This window comes from Pseudomonas bharatica, from assembly GCF_048586865.1.
Lineage (GTDB): Bacteria > Pseudomonadota > Gammaproteobacteria > Pseudomonadales > Pseudomonadaceae > Aquipseudomonas > Aquipseudomonas bharatica.
Genome location: NZ_JBMAWR010000002.1, coordinates 74,566 through 91,405 on the forward strand (window position 1 = coordinate 74,566; position 16,840 = coordinate 91,405).

At 63.9% G+C, this 16,840-nt stretch carries 12 protein-coding genes; 8 read left to right on the forward strand and 4 right to left on the reverse strand.

The window, feature by feature from the left end:
• Positions 1-41: 41 nt before the first annotated feature.
• On the reverse strand, positions 42-1,475 hold the full coding sequence (aldA, locus tag ACKLLE_RS02800; RefSeq protein WP_064301749.1) for an aldehyde dehydrogenase: 1,434 nt from the start codon (positions 1,473-1,475) through the stop codon (positions 42-44).
• A gap of 26 nt (positions 1,476-1,501) precedes the next feature.
• On the reverse strand, positions 1,502-3,682 hold the full coding sequence (locus tag ACKLLE_RS02805) for a PQQ-dependent dehydrogenase, methanol/ethanol family (protein ID WP_420056719.1): 2,181 nt from the start codon (positions 3,680-3,682) through the stop codon (positions 1,502-1,504).
• Between the two features lie 258 nt (positions 3,683-3,940).
• Between ACKLLE_RS02805 and ACKLLE_RS02810 the strand changes: the two genes are divergently transcribed.
• The 6 genes from ACKLLE_RS02810 to tcuC all read left to right on the forward strand — a co-directional run bounded on the left by ACKLLE_RS02810 (position 3,941) and on the right by tcuC (position 11,516).
• Positions 3,941-4,261 (forward strand): nucleotide pyrophosphohydrolase, encoded by a 321-nt coding sequence (locus ACKLLE_RS02810; RefSeq protein WP_037058315.1) that lies wholly within the window; start codon positions 3,941-3,943, stop codon positions 4,259-4,261.
• A complete protein-coding gene (locus ACKLLE_RS02815) occupies positions 4,261-6,462 on the forward strand; it encodes a DNA/RNA helicase domain-containing protein (protein WP_420056720.1) in 2,202 nt (733 codons plus the stop codon). Before ACKLLE_RS02810 ends, ACKLLE_RS02815 begins: the two co-directional genes overlap by 1 nt.
• Before the next feature lie 16 nt (positions 6,463-6,478).
• The gene (locus tag ACKLLE_RS02820) at positions 6,479-7,414 is read left to right on the forward strand and encodes a LysR substrate-binding domain-containing protein (RefSeq protein ID WP_009394067.1); all 936 of its coding nucleotides are present in this window, start codon (positions 6,479-6,481) and stop codon (positions 7,412-7,414) included.
• A gap of 144 nt (positions 7,415-7,558) precedes the next feature.
• On the forward strand, positions 7,559-9,013 hold the full coding sequence (gene tcuA, locus ACKLLE_RS02825; RefSeq protein ID WP_420056721.1) for an FAD-dependent tricarballylate dehydrogenase TcuA: 1,455 nt from the start codon (positions 7,559-7,561) through the stop codon (positions 9,011-9,013).
• Positions 8,994-10,175, forward strand: a complete 1,182-nt coding sequence (gene tcuB, locus ACKLLE_RS02830; protein WP_420056722.1) for a tricarballylate utilization 4Fe-4S protein TcuB — start codon at positions 8,994-8,996, stop codon at positions 10,173-10,175. Before tcuA ends, tcuB begins: the two co-directional genes overlap by 20 nt.
• Before the next feature lie 48 nt (positions 10,176-10,223).
• Positions 10,224-11,516 (forward strand): MFS transporter, encoded by a 1,293-nt coding sequence (gene tcuC / locus ACKLLE_RS02835; RefSeq protein WP_420056723.1) that lies wholly within the window; start codon positions 10,224-10,226, stop codon positions 11,514-11,516.
• Positions 11,517-11,567: 51 nt separating this feature from the next.
• On the opposite strand, the gene ACKLLE_RS02840 is transcribed toward tcuC, so the two are convergent.
• Both ACKLLE_RS02840 and ACKLLE_RS02845 read right to left on the reverse strand, forming a co-directional pair.
• The gene (locus tag ACKLLE_RS02840) at positions 11,568-12,950 is read right to left on the reverse strand and encodes an amidohydrolase family protein (RefSeq protein WP_420056724.1); all 1,383 of its coding nucleotides are present in this window, start codon (positions 12,948-12,950) and stop codon (positions 11,568-11,570) included.
• A gap of 40 nt (positions 12,951-12,990) precedes the next feature.
• Complete coding sequence (locus tag ACKLLE_RS02845; protein WP_420056725.1) at positions 12,991-14,364, reverse strand: nucleobase:cation symporter-2 family protein; 1,374 nt, start codon at positions 14,362-14,364, stop codon at positions 12,991-12,993.
• 140 nt (positions 14,365-14,504) lie between these two features.
• Here ACKLLE_RS02845 and ACKLLE_RS02850 point away from each other — a divergent pair, with 140 nt between their 5' ends.
• Positions 14,505-15,404, forward strand: coding sequence for a LysR family transcriptional regulator (locus tag ACKLLE_RS02850; RefSeq protein WP_420056726.1), 900 nt, complete (start codon positions 14,505-14,507; stop codon positions 15,402-15,404).
• A gap of 65 nt (positions 15,405-15,469) precedes the next feature.
• The gene (gene chrA, locus ACKLLE_RS02855; protein WP_420056727.1) at positions 15,470-16,834 is read left to right on the forward strand and encodes a chromate efflux transporter; all 1,365 of its coding nucleotides are present in this window, start codon (positions 15,470-15,472) and stop codon (positions 16,832-16,834) included.
• Positions 16,835-16,840: the final 6 nt, after the last annotated feature.

The window sequence follows — 16,840 nt, forward strand, 5'->3', positions numbered from 1 at the left end:
CTGGCTTGCCAGCGATGAGGCCATCAGCAACAACCAGGCTGTCAGCCCTGGATATAGACCACATGGCTATGGGTGTACTCGTACAACCCATGCTTGCCATCCGCCCCGCCGATCCCCGATTTGCGCGTGCCGGCATGGAAGCCTTGCATGGCTTCGAAGTTCTCGCGGTTGATGTAGGTCTCGCCGAAATCCAGCGAGCGGGTCGCCTGCAAGGCCGCACTCAGGCTGCGGGTGTAGATCGATGAGGTCAGGCCGTATTCGCTGTCGTTGGACAGTGCGATGGCTTCGTCCAGGTCGTCGACCACCTGGATCGGCAGGACCGGGCCGAAGATTTCCTTGCGCATGATCTCCATGTCCGCCGAGCATCCCGCCAGTACCGTCGGCTGGTAGTGGAAGCCCTGGCCGAGATCGGCCTGCGCGCCGCCGGTAATCACCTGGGCCCCCTGCCCGCTGGCGGTACGCACCATCTGCGCCACCTTGTCCAGCGCGGCGCGGTTGATCAACGGGCCCATGTCCAGGCCGTTCTCGGCCAGTGGATCACCGTACCGGGTAGCGGCCATGGACGCTGCGATGCGCTCGATAAAGGCATCGGCCACCTTGCGCTCGACATAAACCCGCTCGGCGCAGTTGCAGACTTGCCCGGTATTGATCACCCGTGACGCGGTGATGGCCTTGACCGCCAGGTCCAGGTCCGCGTCGGCCAGAACGATCGCAGGCGCCTTGCCGCCCAGCTCCAGGTTGAGCTTGGTGATGTTCGGCGCCGCCGCGGCCATGATCCGCGAACCGGTGCCGACGCTTCCGGTAAAGCTGATGAGGTCGATGCCGGGGTGGCTGCTCAGCGCGTTGCCCACCGTCGCCCCGGTACCACAGACCACGTTGAAGACACCGGCAGGCAGATCGGTCTCGGCCACCAGGCGGGCGAATTCGAAGCAGTTGATCGGGGTCTCCTCGCTCGGCTTGATCACGATGGTATTGCCGGTCAACAAAGCCGGCGCCATCTTGCGCGCGATCAGGAAGAACGGGAAGTTCCACGGCAGGATCCCGGCCACCACGCCCAAGGGCTTGCGCAGCAGCAGGATGCTTTCGCCGGGGCGGTCGCTGCTCAGCACTTCGCCCTCCAGGCGCCGCGCCCACTCGGCCATGTAGTCGAGATAATCAGCAGTGAAGTTCACCTCGACCCGAGCCAGCTCCAGCACCTTGCCCTGCTCGGCGGTGATGATCCGCGCCAGGCGCTCGCTGTGCTGCCGCACCTTGCCGGCGATGGCGCGCAGGTAGCCGGCACGCTCGATTGCCGGTCGCAACGCCCAGGCCTTCTGCGCCTGGCGCGCGGCGGCGATGGCCTGCTCGACCTGTGCGCTGCTGCCCTGGGGCACCCGGCCGAGCAACTGGCCGTTGGCCGGGTTGTACACCTCGATCAGTTCGTCGCTGGGGACGAAGGCGTTGCCAATGTAGTTCTGATAAGTAGCGTCACTCATGTGTCTTCTCCATGTCGGTCCGTGGCTTAGTGCTTGGTGCTGAACTGCTTCCAGGCTTCGCCTTCGTTCTGCAGGTCGTGGGAACGCTTGATCAGGTATTGGTGGATCTGCTCGACCTGTTCAGGCGTGAAGGCATCGGCGAAGGACGGCATGCCGTCGGGTACGCGACCACCGTAGAGAATGCCGAGGAACATCTGGTGCTTTTCCGCGGTGAGCTTGCGCAGGTCCGGCAGCACGCCGCCGCTGACCGCGTGGATGCCGTGGCACTGCGAGCAGTAGCCGTCGTAGAGTTTCGCGCCGGCCTCGATGGCCGCCGTATCGGTGCCCAGGGGTGGAGGTTTGGGCGTGTCCGGGCGAGGTGCAGGTTCCTGCAGTTTGGCGGTGCCGCCGATCTTGTAGGTCAGCACCTGGGAGAACGGCTGCACACCCGCGCGCAGCGACAACGCCCCGGCAAAGGTGGAGAACGCCCCGCCCCAGCCGGCCATGAAGGTCACGTACTGTTCACCGTCGACGCTGTAGGTGATGGGCGCTGCCATCACCCCGCTGGCCGCCGGTTGCTCCCAGAGTTTCTTGCCGCTGTCGGCGGCGTAGGCGATGACGCGGCCATCGGCGCTGCCTTCGAAAACCAGGTTGCCGGCGGTGCTCAGGGTGCCGCCGTTGAAGATGGTCACATAGGGCACTTCCCAGGCGGGTTGCTGCTTGACCGGGTCCCAGGCGATCAACTTGCCGGACCAGCCCTTGGCCATCTCCAGCAGGCCATCGACGTTTTCCGGCATCATCCCGGTGCGCAGGCCCAGCTGGTACATGCTCTTGAACGGGTTGCGCTTCGGCGCCTCGGGAATGTGTTCGTAGTAGGCCGACATGATGTGGGCCGGGATGTACACCAGCCCGGTGTTCGGGTTGTAGGACATCGGCTGCCAGTCATGGGCGCCCCAGAAGGCCGGGGTCACCAACTTGCGCTTGCCGTCCTTCCAGTACGCGGCGTTCTCGTCATCGACGATGGGCCGGCCGGTCTTCATGTCCATGCCCTTGGTCCAGCTCTGCGGCACGATGCCCTTGGCCGAAAGCAGCTCGCCGGTGGCGCGGTCGATCACATAGAAAAAGCCATTCTTCGGGGCCTGCATCAGCACCTTGCGCGGCCTGCCGTCGATCGGCAGTTCGGCGAGGATCATGTGCTGGGTCGCGGTGTAGTCCCAGGCATCGCCCGGCGTGGTCTGGTAGTGCCAGGCGTATTCGCCGGTGTCGGCGTTGACCGCGACGATCGACGACAGGAACAGGTTGTCGCCCTTGGCCTGGCTGCGCCATTTCGGGTCCCATAGCGAGCCGTTGCCGACGCCGATATACAGCAGGTTCAACTCCGGGTCGAAGGCGAACGAGTCCCAGGCCGTGCCGCCGCCGCCCTGCTCGACGAAGGCATCGCCATGCCAGGTTTTGGCGGCGATCTCCATGCCCTTGCCTTCCGGTGGCAACTTCGGATCCCCCGGCACGGTATAGAAACGCCAGGCCTGCTTGCCGGTTTCGGCGTCATAGGCAGTGACGTAGCCACGCACGCCGAACTCGGCGCCACCGTTGCCGATCACCACCTTGCCGTTGACCACCCGAGGCGCGCCGGTGATGGTGTAGCTGCGCTTATGGTCCGCTCGGGTATCGACCGACCAGGCGAGTTGGCCGGTGCGGGCGTCGATGGCTTCCAGGCGGCCATCGAGCACGCCCACGTACACCTTGCCCTTCCACACCGCCACGCCGCGGTTGACCGCGTCGCAGCAGGCTTCACCGGCGCGGTTGCGGTCGGATTTCGGATCGTATTTCCAGATCAGCTTGCCGTTGCGGGCATCCAGCGCGTAGACCACGGAGAACGGCCCGGTGGTGTACATCACGCCATCGACCACGATCGGCGTGGCCTCCACACCCCGGTCCAGATCGAGCTTGTAGCTCCAGGCCAGGCCGAGCTGGCCGACGTTGCGGTCGGTGATCTGCTTGAGCGGGCTGTAGCGCTGTTCGTCGTAGGTACGACCGGTACTCATCCAGTTGCCAGGTTCCTGGTCGGCGGCGATGAGACGTTTGCTGTCGACATTGGCCGGCATCCCGGCGGCCAGGGCAGGCGCCGCAGCCAGGCTCAGCAGCAACGCGGCGGCCAGGGACTTCAAGGGAATGCCGGCGACGATGGAACGGGCGCCGGGAGGCGAGGCATGGCCAATCTGTGTCATGGGAGTTGTCCTGTTCTTATTAGTGGCGCTTGCTGCGCACCTCTCAGGGAGCAACGGCCATGCCAGCACGCCTTGGCAGCGTGTAAGCGCCGTATCACGCGGGCTTGCCGGGACCGGAGCAACCAGCCAGGTGCAGCGCGGGCGCTACAGGTGTTGCACCTGGCGCTACAGCGCGCGCTACACCTGCCGGGCGAAAACCTTGTTTCACCCGGTTTCGTAAGCAATCATGAGCGCATCAACTTGCCGGCGTGCCCGAATATGGAAGAAGCGATCAAGAAGCTGCGTGCATTTCGCGATGCGCGTGACTGGAAGAAATTCCACAACCCCAAGGACCTGGCGCTCGCCTTGAGCATCGAAGCCAGCGAACTGGCGGAAGTGTTCCTGTGGAAGTCGGCCGAGGAAGCCGACATCGCCAGGGTCAGGGAAGAACTGGCCGATGTCCTCGCCTATGCCCTGCTGCTGGCCGATCACTACGAGCTCGACGCGCAGCAGATCATCCTCGACAAGATCGAACTCAACGAGCGCAAGTATCCGGTGGACAAGGCCAGGGGATCTGCCAGGAAATACACGGAGCTGTAATGAACAAAGCCCTGGACGGCAAACCGCTGGTCGAAGTGAACCGCTACGCCTTTTCGCGCCGGACGCTGGAACAACAGCTTCGTGAGCACTTCCACGCGGCGGATTCGTGGCCGCTGGTCTATATCCTCAGCGATGAAGCCAGAAAGCAGGCCTATGTTGGCGAGACCGCCGATGCCCTCAAGCGGATGAACACCCACCTGGCCAATGGCGACAAGAGCCTGCTGCGTTCGGTGCATCTGATCAGCAGCGACAGGTTCAACAAGTCGGCGACCCTCGATATCGAATCCTCGCTGATCAAGTACATTGCCGCCGATGGCAGGTTCTCCCTGCTCAACAGCAACCTGGGGCTGGTCGATCACAACTATTACCAGCGCTCCGGACTCTATGCCGCGATCTTCAAGGAGACCTGGAACAAACTGCGCAGCGAAGGCCTGGTGCAGCATTCCCTGGAGTCGATCGACAACTCGGACCTGTTCAAGTACTCGCCTTACAAGTCGCTGTCCTCCGAGCAGCGCCAGGGACTGCTCGGCATCCTGCATGCGCTGCTCGACGAGCAAAGCAAGACCCTGGTGGTGCAAGGTGGCGCGGGCACGGGTAAATCGGTGTTGGCGATCTACCTGTTCAAACTGCTGCACTCGGCTATCGATGAAACCAGTTTCCACGAGTTCGATAGTGAACAAGCCGAACTGCGCAACCTGTTGCTGGGCATCAAGCAACGCTACGGCACGCCGAAAATGGCGCTTGTGGTGCCCATGGCGTCGTTTCGCTCAACCTTGAAAAAAGCCTTCAGGCACATTGCCGGGCTGTCCCCGGACATGGTCATCGGTCCTGCCGACCTGACCAAGCGAGACTACGACATCGTCCTGGTGGATGAAGCCCATCGCTTGCGCAAGCGCAGCAACCTGGGGCCCTACTTTAAAGGGTTCGACACTGCCTCCCGGGCACTGGGCTTCGACCCCTTCGGTTGCAGTGAAGTGGACTGGGTCTGCCGCCAGGCGGGAAAGGCGATCTTCTTCTACGACAACAGCCAGTCGATCAAGCCCTCTGATGCCAATGCCGAGGACTTTGCCAGGCTCAAGGCACTGGGCACGACGCAAGTGCAGACGCTGTACTCGCAGTTCCGGGTGCGTGCCGGCAATTCCTATGTGACCTTCCTCGATGAGCTGCTCAACGTCCGCCGAAACGGCCAGCCAAGGTTCACCCCGAAAAACTATGAACTGGCACTGTTCGATTCGCTCGGCGACATGATGCAGGTGGTGCAGGAAAGAAATCGCCAGTTCGGCCTGTCGCGCATGATCGCCGGCTACGCCTGGCCCTGGATCTCGCGGAAGAACAAGGACGCGTTCGATATCGAGATCGACGGTGTGCAATTGCGCTGGAACAGCACCAGCCAGGACTGGATCAATACGCCGGGTTCCGAGGCCGAAGTCGGCTGTATCCACACCACCCAGGGCTATGACCTGAACTTCGCCGCCGTCATCCTTGGCCACGAGATCGGCTACGACAAGGTCCGCGGCGAGATCACCATCGACCCGGCCCGCTATTTCGACCGCAACGGCAAGAGCGGGATCAGGCAGCCGGGCGAACTGAAGCAGTACATTCTCAATATCTACAAGACCATGATGCTCCGCGGTATCCGCGGGACATTCATCTACGCCTGCAACAAGGACTTGCGCGACTACCTGGCACAGCACCTGCCCTTGCACTCGCCGGCAGAGCCCGTGCGCGAACCGGTGAAACCGGCCCCGTACGTGAACGCGGTGCCACTGTACGACCTGCGCGCGGCGGCAGGCGGGTTCAGCGAGGCACAGCAGGCCGAACGGCAAAGCTGGATAGTCGTCGGCGACGACCTCCCGCTGGACCGCGGCTACTTCGCCTGCGAGGTGCTGGGCGAATCGATGAACACCATCATTCCCGATGGCTCGACCTGCCTGTTCCGCGCCGAGCGCGGCGGCAGCCGCAATGGCCGGATCGTCCTGGTGGAATTGTGGGATGAAGGCGCGAGCGCCCAGTACACGGTCAAGGAATATCGCAGTGTCAAGGTCGAGGACGAGAATGGCTGGCACCACGAAAAAATCCTGCTGCTGCCACGCTCCTCCGACCCGGGGTTCGAACCGCTGGAATTGCGCGACGACCTGCTGTCGCGGTATCGGGTGGTGGGAGAATTCGTACGGGTTATCCGCCAGAACCTGGCCTCCTGACTGGAACTCCTGAACCGTGGAACTCAGACAACTGCGCTACTTCGTGAAAATCATCGAACAGGGCAGCCTCGGTCGCGCCGCGCTGGAGCTGGATGTCGGCGTATCGGCCCTGAGCCAGCAGATCGCCAAGCTGGAAAGCGAGCTGTGTACCCGGCTGCTCAACCGCACCACCACCGGCGTCACCCCGACCACCGCCGGCATGGCGTTCCTGCATCATGCCCAGCTCAGCCTGCGCCAGGCCGACAATGCCATTCTTGCCGCCCACCGCGGACGCATGAGCGGTTATGTCACCGTGGGCCTGCCGCCGACCACCGCGACCGTGCTCGCCCTTCCCCTCATCGACGCGATGCGCGAGCGCTACCCGGATATCCAGTTGCACCTGGTGGAAATGCTCTCCGGCCACCTGGCCGCCCAACTCAATGCCCGCCAGCTCGACCTGGCCATCCTGTTCCAGCTCGAGGGCGGCAAACGCTGGAGCGTGACGCCGCTGCTCGATGAACGGCTGTTCGTCATCAGCGCCCCCCAGGTGCCTCACGCTCCGCATTCCGGCAGCGTGCAACTGGCCGATTTGGGCCAGTTGCCACTGATCATGCCCAGCGTCCAGCACGGGCTTCGCAGCACCTTGATGACGGCGTTCGAACGCTCGGGCCTGGTGCCCAATATCATCATGGAAGTCGATGGCCTGGCCGTGCTGATGAACGCCGTGCGCGCCGGCCACGCCGCTACCATCCAGCCCGGTGCCGCCGCGGCGCTCAAGGGCGAGAACGGGCTTGAAGTGACGCAGATCAGCGACGCCCATGTCGGCCGGCGCAACCTGCTGGCCACCCTGGCGGATGACGAGCTGTCGCCAGCGGCCCTGGCAGCGCGGCGCGTGGTGCTGGACGTGGCGCGGCGGCTGGTCGCCGAGCAGCAGTGGCCCGGGGCGACCTGGATTGCCGACAGCAGTTGCTGAGTCACCAGCCCAGGCCGGCAAAGCCTTTAGTAAAACTGAACACCCCATGCCGTAGTTCGCCTTTCGGCAGGCCCTCGATCGCACTATTTTCCGCTCACTCGCAGCAGGCTCCTCGTTCATGCCGGCTGCGACCGAGGAGCGAAAATGATCGATGTTCTTGTTGTTGGCGGCGGCAACGCCGCCCTGTGTGCCGCACTGATGGCCCGCGAGGCGGGGGCCAGCGTCCTGCTGCTGGAAGCCGCACCCAAGGCGTGGCGCGGCGGTAATTCGCAGCACACCCGCAACCTGCGCTGCATGCACGACGCACCGCAGGATGTACTGGTCGAGGCCTATCCCGAAGAGGAATTCTGGCAAGACCTGCTCAAGGTCACCGGGGGCCTGACCAACGAAAAACTTGCACGCCTGGTGATCAAGGCTTCGTCCGGTTGCCGGGGCTGGATGCGCCGGCATGGCGTGCACTTCCAGCCATCGCTGTCCGGCGCGCTGCATACCGCCCGCACCAATGCCTTCTTCATGGGCGGCGGCAAGGCGCTGGTCAATGCCTATTTCCGCAGTGCCGAGCGGCTCGGCGTACAGGTTCGCTACGATGCCGGGGTGGTCGATATCGAGATGGACGGCGACCGCTTCGTCGCTGCCCATATCGGTGCGCGCGACGTGCAAGGCCGGCACCTGCCTGCCGAGCGCATCGAGGCGCGCACCTGCGTGCTGGCCGCTGGTGGATTCGAGTCCAACCGCGAATGGCTGCGCGAAGCCTGGGGTCGCAACGAGCGCGGCGAATGGCCATCGGACAACTTCCTGATTCGCGGCACCCGTTTCAACAACGGCGTACTGCTGCGCCGCATGATCGACCTGGGCGCCGACACCATCGGCGATCCTACCCAGGCGCACATGGTCGCCATCGATGCGCGCGCGCCCCTGTACGACGGCGGGATCTGCACGCGCATCGACTGCGTGTCGCTGGGCATCGTGGTCAATCGCGACAGCCAGCGCTTCTACGATGAAGGCGAGGACTTCTGGCCCAAGCGCTATGCAATCTGGGGACGCCTGGTGGCCCAGCAGCCTGGCCAGGTGGGCTTTTCGATCATCGACCAGAAAGCCCTCGGACGCTTCATGCCCCCGGTGTTTCCCGGCACCACGGCCAACACCCTGGAGGAGCTGGCCCAGCGCCTGGGCCTTCCGGTGCAGGCGTTCGTCGAGACGGTACGCGCCTACAACGAGGCCTGCCGCACCGGCACCTTCGACCATACCCGCCTGGACGATTGCCATACCGTCGGCGTGCAACCCGCCAAGAGCCACTGGGCCCGCCCGATCGATACACCGCCCTTCTACGGCTACCCCCTGCGCCCGGGCGTGACCTTCACCTACCTGGGCCTGCGCACCGACGAGACGGCCGCGGTGCACTTCGCCGGGCGTCCCAGCCCGAACCTGTTCGTCGCCGGCGAGATGATGGCCGGCAACGTGCTGGGCAAGGGCTACACCGCAGGCGTCGGCATGTCCATCGGCACCGCGTTCGGACGCATCGCCGGCGTCAGTGCGGCTGCCGCCGCCGGCCATCACTACCCATTCGAAGAGAACGATCATGACCGCGCAACTGCCTGAACCTCGCCAGGTCGACCCCGCCCAGCCGGGTGTCGAGCTTATCCCGCTGTTGAACCTGCAGGAGCAGGAAGTCGATCGGCAAATGCGCATCTGCAACGCCTGCCGTTACTGCGAAGGGTTCTGCGCGGTATTCCCGGCGATGACCCGCAGGCTGGAGTTCGGCAAGGCCGACATCCACTACCTGGCCAATCTTTGCCACAACTGCGGGGCGTGCCTGCATGCCTGCCAGTACGCCGTACCTCATGAATTCGCGGTCAATGTGCCCCAGGCCATGGCCAGGGTGCGCCTGGATACCTACGCCGAGTACGCCTGGCCACGCAGCCTGGGGCGCCTCTATCAGCGCAACGGGCTGACCCTGGCGCTGGCCAGCGGTTTCGCCCTGGTGCTGTTCCTGTGCCTGACCCTGCTGGCCATGGGCAATCTGTTCACCGCCATGCCTGGCGGCAACTTCTACGGCATCTTCCCGCATAACACCCTGGTGCTGATGTTCGGCTCGGTGTTCGGCTTCGCCTTGATCGCCCTTGGCCTGGGCGTGCGCCGCTTCTGGCGGGATGTCTCGCCGCCGCCGGCGAGCACCGCGCTGAAGACCGCTGCGGCAGTGGAAGCGACGGCCAGTGTCGCCAGGCTCAAGTACCTGGATGGTGGCCATGGCCAGGGCTGCAACAATGCCGATGACCGTTTCACCCTGTGGCGGCGTCGCTTCCACCACCTGACCTTCTACGGTTTCATGCTGTGCCTGGCGGCCACTGCCACCGCGACCCTTTACCACTACCTGCTGGGCCTGGCCGCACCCTATGCGCTGACTAGCCTGCCGGTAATGCTCGGCATCGCCGGCGGCCTGGGCCTGCTAGTAGGACCCGCCGGGCTGCTGTACCTCAACCTGCAGCGCGACCCGACCCAGGGCGACGCCAAGCAGAAACCCATGGACCGAGGCTTCATTGCCCTGCTGTTGCTGGTCAGCGCCAGCGGCCTCGCACTGCTGGCATTTCGTGAAACCAGCGCCCTGGGCCTGCTGCTGGCCCTGCACCTGGGCCTGGTGATGGCGTTCTTCCTGACCATGCCCTACAGCAAGTTCGCCCACGGCATTTTCCGCAGCGCCGCGCTGCTCAAGCACGCCATCGAAAAACGCCAGCCAAACCCGATCGACGCCGGCAGCGAGTAAGCGCGACAGCGCCCTTGAACAACAACAAAAACCAGCAAAACGGTAGCCATGATGAAAAACACCAAGCAAACCGCTAGCGCCCGGCTGGGCGCTATCCTGCGGGTCACCAGCGGCAACTTCCTCGAACAGTTCGATTTCTTTCTGTTCGGGTTCTACGCCACCTACATCTCCCAGACGTTCTTCCCCGCCAGCAACGAGTTCACCTCGTTGATGATGACCTTCGCCGTATTCGGCTCGGGTTTCCTCATGCGACCGCTGGGAGCGATCGTGCTCGGCGCCTATATCGACAAGGTGGGCCGGCGCAAAGGGCTGATCGTGACGCTGTCGATCATGGCCGCCGGCACGGTATTGATCGCCCTCGTCCCGGGCTACGCCAGCATCGGCCTGTTCGCGCCCCTGCTGGTGCTGCTCGGCCGGCTGTTGCAGGGCTTCTCGGCCGGTGCCGAGATGGGCGGGGTATCCGTGTACCTGTCGGAAATCGCCACGCCGGGGCGCACCGGCTTCTATACCAGCTGGCAGTCGGCGAGCCAGCAGGTGGCGATCGTCGTGGCGGCAGCGCTGGGCTACACCTTGAATACCTGGATGCAGGCCAGCGAGCTGGCCGCGTGGGGCTGGCGCATCCCGTTCTTCATCGGTTGCGTGATCATCCCGTTCATCTTCATCATTCGCCGCTCGCTGCAGGAAACCGAAGCATTCAAGGCCCGCAAGCATCACCCGGGCGCCAGCGAGGTCTTCCGCTCCATGTGCGATAACTGGCGCACCGTGCTGGCAGGCGGGCTGCTGGCGGCAATGACCACCACCACGTTCTACCTGATCACGGTGTACACGCCCACCTTCGGCAAGACCGTGCTGCACCTGAGCAGCACCGACAGCCTGGTGGTGACGCTGCTGGTCGGGGTGAGCAACTTCATCTGGCTGCCCATCGGCGGCGGCCTGTCCGACCGCATCGGCCGCCGGCCGCTGCTGCTGGGCATCTCGCTGCTGTGCGTGCTGACCGCCTACCCGGCCATGCACTGGCTGGCCGAGGCCGCCAGTTTCGAGCGGCTGCTGGCGGTATTGCTGTACTTCTCGTTCTTCTTCGGCATGTATAACGGTGCCATGGTCGCGGCGCTGACCGAGGTCATGCCGCCCAATGTGCGGGTGGTCGGTTTCTCGCTGGCGTTCAGCCTGGCTACCGCGCTGTTCGGCGGCTTCACTCCGGCCGTATCGACACTGCTGGTCGAAGCCACCGCAGACAAGGCCTCACCGGCCTACTGGCTGATGTTCGCAGCGGTATGCGGCTTCACCGCTACCACCGTGCTGTACCGCCGGGCCAGGCCTGCGGTGGCTCGCAACTGCTGAATCACCGCTCCACCCCGCGGAGGATGCCGGGCGAAGGCCGCAACCTTCGCCTCAGGCACTGCCCACCCGGTCCAGCTCGTTGACCGACACCCCGGCCTGGTCAAGCCAGGCCTTGCGCCGGACAAACAGGTCGGGGGCCGTCTCGTTGACCTCGGTGATCAGCACGTCCAGTTCGGCGCTCTTGAGCTGCCCGTTTTCCACCAGCACGCGCCCGGCGACCATGGTCATGTCCACGTCCCCGCCCTGCACGGCGTGCACCAGGTTGTGATGAAGGTTGGCCAGCGGACCACGGGAAATCAGCGGCGTCATTCTCGGCGTATCGACACGGATAGCGATGATGTCGGCGGCCTTGCCGATCTCCAGCGAGCCGATCCGGTCGTCCATGCCCAGGGCCCGTGCGCCGTCGATGGTAGCCATGCGGCATACCGACCAGGCATCGAGCGCCGCGGCATCGAGACTGGCGAACTTGGCCAACAGGGAGGACACCTTCATCTCCTCGAACATATCCAGGTTGTTGTTTTCCTTTTCGCCATCGGTCCCCAGGCCAACGGCAACGCCCGCCGCCAGCAGTTTCACGATCGGAGCGGCCCCCGACGCCAGCTTCATGTTGCTGACCGGGTTGTGCGCCACACCGATATTGCGCCGGGCCATCAAGGCGATTTCCTGGTCATCGACCCAGACGCAATGGGCCAGCAGCACCTTGCTGGCCTCGAGCAGACCGAACTTCTCCAGGGCCTGGACGGGACGCACGCCGTAACGCCGCAGGGTTTCCTCGACATCGAAGCGGCTTTCGTTGCTATGGGTGTGGAACCCCACCTGGTTGGCCTTGCACATGTCGGCGATGCGCTTCCAGGCCTGCGGCACGGCGTAGAACAGGTGCTCCAGGCCGACCCACACCTCGATGCGACCGTTCGCTGCGCCGTGCCAGCGCTGGATCAAGGCGTCGTTTGCGTCCAGGGTTTCGAAGTAGTCATGGTCCGGATGCTCGGCCACATAGGGGACCAGTACCGCACGGATGCCCAGCTCGTTGGCGGCCTCGGCGCTGCCATGCATGTAGCGCCACATATCCACCAGCGTGGTGGTGCCCGACAGCAGCGCTTCGCTGTAGCAGAGCATCGACGCCAGGCGCGCCTCGTCAGGCAGCAGCACACGGTGCATGGGATCGATGTAGGCCTGCAGCCAGTCCCAGACCGGCAGGCCCTCGGCAGTGCCGCGGAGCATGCCGGAGTGGCAGTGGGTATTGACCAGGCCCGGCATCAGCAAGCGATCGGTCAGGCGACGGATCGGGGCCAGCGGATGCCGGGCGAGCAGCTCGTGCGCCGGGCCGATATCGGCGATCAAACCGTCCCGGACCAGCACTGCGCCGTCCTCGATCACGCTATTGCGGGCGTCCATGGTGAGGACGAAGTCGGCCCTGATGAGTTCACAAGTCATCGTGTTTAACCTTCTTGCTGTTTATAGGGTGTGCAGGCGTTCAGCTGTCGCCGAGCGCGGCAGAGCGGGCAGCTTGCGCCCGGGCTTCGTCGGCCGTGCCCAGGCCGTTGAACAGGAGGTTGAGGAGCATGGCGCTGCAAACGCTGAGGACGATCCCGCTTTCGGTGAATACCCGGCACCAGTCGGGCAAATGATGAAAGTACTGCGGCGAGACCATCGGGATCATGCCGATGCCCACGCTGGTGGCGACGATCAGCAGGTTGGAGCGCGACTGCTCGAAATCGACCGTTGCAAGGATGCGCACGCCCATCAGCGTGACCATGCCGAACATCACCATGCCGGCGGCACCCAGAACGTACTGGGGCGTGGAGGCGACGATCCAGGCCAGTTTGGGAAACAGCCCCAGGCCGATCAGGATCATCGCCCCGGCCATGCAGACATGGCGGCTCCTGACCCCGGTAATGGTCACCAGGCCGATGTTCTGCGAAAAGGAGGTATAGGGAAACGCGTTGAACACCCCGCCAAGAATGGCCCCCAGCCCATCGGAGCGAAGCCCGCGAACCAGCCTTTCGCGGGTGGTCGGACGGTCGACCATCTTGCCCAGGGCAAGGAACATCCCGGTCGATTCGACCATGGTCACCAGCATGACCAGGCACATCGATACGACTGCGACCACATCGAATTTCGGCATGCCGAAGGCGAACGGCGTGATCGTCGCCAGCCATGGCGTCTGCTGCAGGCCGTCAAGCGCGATATCGCCACGCAACAGAGCGATGAAGAAACCGGCCAGCACACCCAGCAGTACCGCGATATTGGCGAGAAACCCTTTTGCGAAGCGATTGATACCCAGGATGAGGATCAGCTGCAAAAGCGAAATGGCCAGGTAGGCCGGTTTGCCGTAGTCCGGATTCGGACTGCCGTTGGCCAGCACCGGGTTGCCGCCGGCCGACCAGTCGATCCCGACCCGCATCAGGCTGATGCCGATGACCAGCAGCACGGTCCCCGTCACCACCGGTGGAAAGAAACGCAGAAGCCGGCCCATGAGCGGCGCAAAAAGAATCCCGAACAGACCGGATGCGATGATCGCCCCATAGACGCCCGGCAGCCCGAGCGACGGGTTCAGGGCAATGGCGATCATCGGCGTGACCGAGGCAAAGGTGACGCCCATCATGATCGGCAAGCGGATGCCGAAGAAACGGTTGCCTGCGCATTGCACAAGCGTGGCCAGGCCGGCGGCGAACAGGTCGGCGTTGATGATAAGGGTCAACTGGTCCTTGGGAAGCTGCAGCGCGGCGCCAAGGATCAGCGGAACGATGATGCATGCCGAATACATCACCAGCACATGCTGGAAGCCCAGTATCAGTGTTTGCGCCAGCGGAAGCCGCTGGTCCACGGGGTGAACGGTGTTGGTCATTGCCTTCTCCTGGTTGGCATGGTCGAGGCAGTGATGGGATAGGATTTTTGTCGTGATTGTTTTTATATGGCGGGGCAAACATGCGCCCCGCCGCTCCCGTTGTAAAAATGGGACCTATCAATTTTTTTCATGGTGCAACGATGAGGATGTCCCTGGAGCAACTGGCCGCCTTTTGCGCAGTCGCCAGCGAGCGCTCGTTCTCCGCCGCAGCGCGCAAGCTGAACAAATCGCAGTCGGCGGTGAGCATTTCCATCGGCAACCTGGAGATCGACCTGGGTGTCACCCTGTTCGACCGCAGTCACCGCTATCCGCAGTTGACCGGCGAAGGGCGTGCGCTGCTGCGCGACGCCGAGGCAATCCTCGGGCAGTGCTTCAACATGGAAAACCGGGCCAGCAGCCTGGCCGAAGAGCTGGAGACCGAGCTGGTGATCAGCATCGACGATGCGATTCCCTACCAGGCACTCGCGCCCGTGATGGAGGACTTTTCCAGGCAGTTCACCCATGTCGACCTGACCGTGCTGCATCCGTCCCGGCAGGACGCCCTTGACCTGATCGAGGAGAAGAAGGTGCTGCTGGGGATCCTGTGCACGCGCTCGCATTACCCCAGGAACCTGCAGTTCAAACGCCTGGGCATCATCACCTTCAGCAATGTCGTGTGCCGGGATCATCCGCTGGCGCGGATGGCGCCGGTGAGCTTCAACCAGTTGAGCAACTTCCGGCAGTTGGTCTACCTGCCGTTCCAGGACCGGCTGCCTACCAGCGAATACCTCAACTCACCGAATCACTGGCGGGTCGAAAGCTATCTCACCCTGATGAACATGCTGCGCGAAGGCATGGGCTGGGCTACTGTCCCTACCCAGCTCATGCAGGACCTCAGCCCCGACGGGCAACTGGTCGAGCTGGAGCTGGAAGCGTATCCGTTCACCGACTGGACCGTGGGGGTCGACCTGGTCTGGTCGTCATTGTCGCGTTCCGGAAAGGCCGGCACCTGGCTGCGTGAGCAGCTTGGGCGGACACGGATCCCGACAGTCGGAACATGAGTTTTGTACGCGCCAGGCCCGGGCGCTTATCGATTCGCCACCACACCCTCCAAGGAGACTGCCAATTGGCTGATACCGACACCCCTGCCACCGAGCGACCACAGGTCGAGCGCCCTCCCGTGGGCGTCCTCGAAGCCTTCCTGTTCTGGCTGAAACTGGGCTTCATCAGCTTTGGCGGGCCCGCCGGGCAGATCTCCATCATGCATCAGGAGCTTGTCGAGCGTCGGCGCTGGATCAGCGAGAAGAGGTTCCTGCATGCGCTGAACTACTGCATGCTGCTGCCCGGACCAGAAGCACAGCAATTGGCTACCTATCTAGGCTGGCTGATGCACCGGAGCTGGGGCGGAGTGATCGCCGGCGCGTTGTTCGTGCTGCCATCGCTGTTGATCCTGATCGGCTTGTCCTGGATCTACATCGCCTTTGGCGAAGTACCGGCCGTGGCCGGGATCTTCTACGGCATCAAGCCGGCGGTGACCGCCATCGTCGTCCATGCGGCGCACCGGATCGGCTCCCGGGCCCTGAAAAACCCCTGGCTGTGGGCAATCGCCGCAGCCTCGTTCGTGGCCATCTTCGCGTTGAACGTGCCCTTCCCGCTGATCGTGCTGGGCGCCGGGATCATCGGTTACATCGGCGGTCGCCTGGTACCGGAGAAATTCGTGATCGGCGGTGGGCACAAGGCGGCCAGCACCGATTACGGTCCTGCCCTGATCGATGACCACACGCCAGCACCCGAGCACGCCCGCTTCCGCTGGCCCCGCCTGCTTGGCCTGATGGTGCTCGGTGCGGCCCTCTGGCTGCTGCCCATGGGCGTCCTGCTCGCAGCCTTCGGCTGGAATGGCACGCTGACCCAGATGGGCTGGTTCTTTACCAAGGCCGCGCTGCTCACCTTCGGCGGCGCCTATGCGGTTCTGCCCTATGTCTATCAAGGAGCAGTGGGGCATTACGGATGGCTGACGCCGACCCAGATGATCGACGGCCTCGCCCTGGGGGAAACCACTCCCGGGCCGCTGATCATGGTGGTGGCCTTCGTCGGGTTCGTAGGCGGCTATGCACATCCCATGTTCGGCGCCGACCATCCGTTCGCCGCCGGCGCGATCGCCGCGAGCCTGGTCACCTGGTTCACCTTCCTGCCATCGTTCCTGTTCATCCTCGCTGGCGGCCCGCTGGTGGAGTCGACCCGCAACGAGCTGAAGTTCACCGCGCCATTGACCGCAATCACCGCCGCTGTGGTCGGGGTCATCCTCAACCTGGCCCTGTTCTTCGGCTTCCACGTGCTCTGGCCAAACGGCTTCGCCGGGATGTTCGACTGGCCTTCGGCATTGATCGCCGCAGGCGCAGCCATCGCCCTGTTCCGCTTCAAGCGCGGGGTGATCCAGGTATTGGTGGCCTGCGCGCTGATCGGCCTGGCGATTCATCTCGTTAGGTGGTGAGGGGAC

Coding starts and splice junctions, on each gene's coding strand:
- aldA (WP_064301749.1), bottom strand. CDS start 1,475: ATGAGTGACGCTACTTATCAGAACTACATTGGCAACGCCTTCGTCCCC.
- ACKLLE_RS02805 (WP_420056719.1), bottom strand. CDS start 3,682: ATGACACAGATTGGCCATGCCTCGCCTCCCGGCGCCCGTTCCATCGTC.
- ACKLLE_RS02810 (WP_037058315.1), top strand. CDS start 3,941: ATGGAAGAAGCGATCAAGAAGCTGCGTGCATTTCGCGATGCGCGTGAC.
- ACKLLE_RS02815 (WP_420056720.1), top strand. CDS start 4,261: ATGAACAAAGCCCTGGACGGCAAACCGCTGGTCGAAGTGAACCGCTAC.
- tcuA (WP_420056721.1), top strand. CDS start 7,559: ATGATCGATGTTCTTGTTGTTGGCGGCGGCAACGCCGCCCTGTGTGCC.
- tcuB (WP_420056722.1), top strand. CDS start 8,994: ATGACCGCGCAACTGCCTGAACCTCGCCAGGTCGACCCCGCCCAGCCG.
- tcuC (WP_420056723.1), top strand. CDS start 10,224: ATGATGAAAAACACCAAGCAAACCGCTAGCGCCCGGCTGGGCGCTATC.
- ACKLLE_RS02840 (WP_420056724.1), bottom strand. CDS start 12,950: ATGACTTGTGAACTCATCAGGGCCGACTTCGTCCTCACCATGGACGCC.
- ACKLLE_RS02845 (WP_420056725.1), bottom strand. CDS start 14,364: ATGACCAACACCGTTCACCCCGTGGACCAGCGGCTTCCGCTGGCGCAA.
- ACKLLE_RS02850 (WP_420056726.1), top strand. CDS start 14,505: ATGAGGATGTCCCTGGAGCAACTGGCCGCCTTTTGCGCAGTCGCCAGC.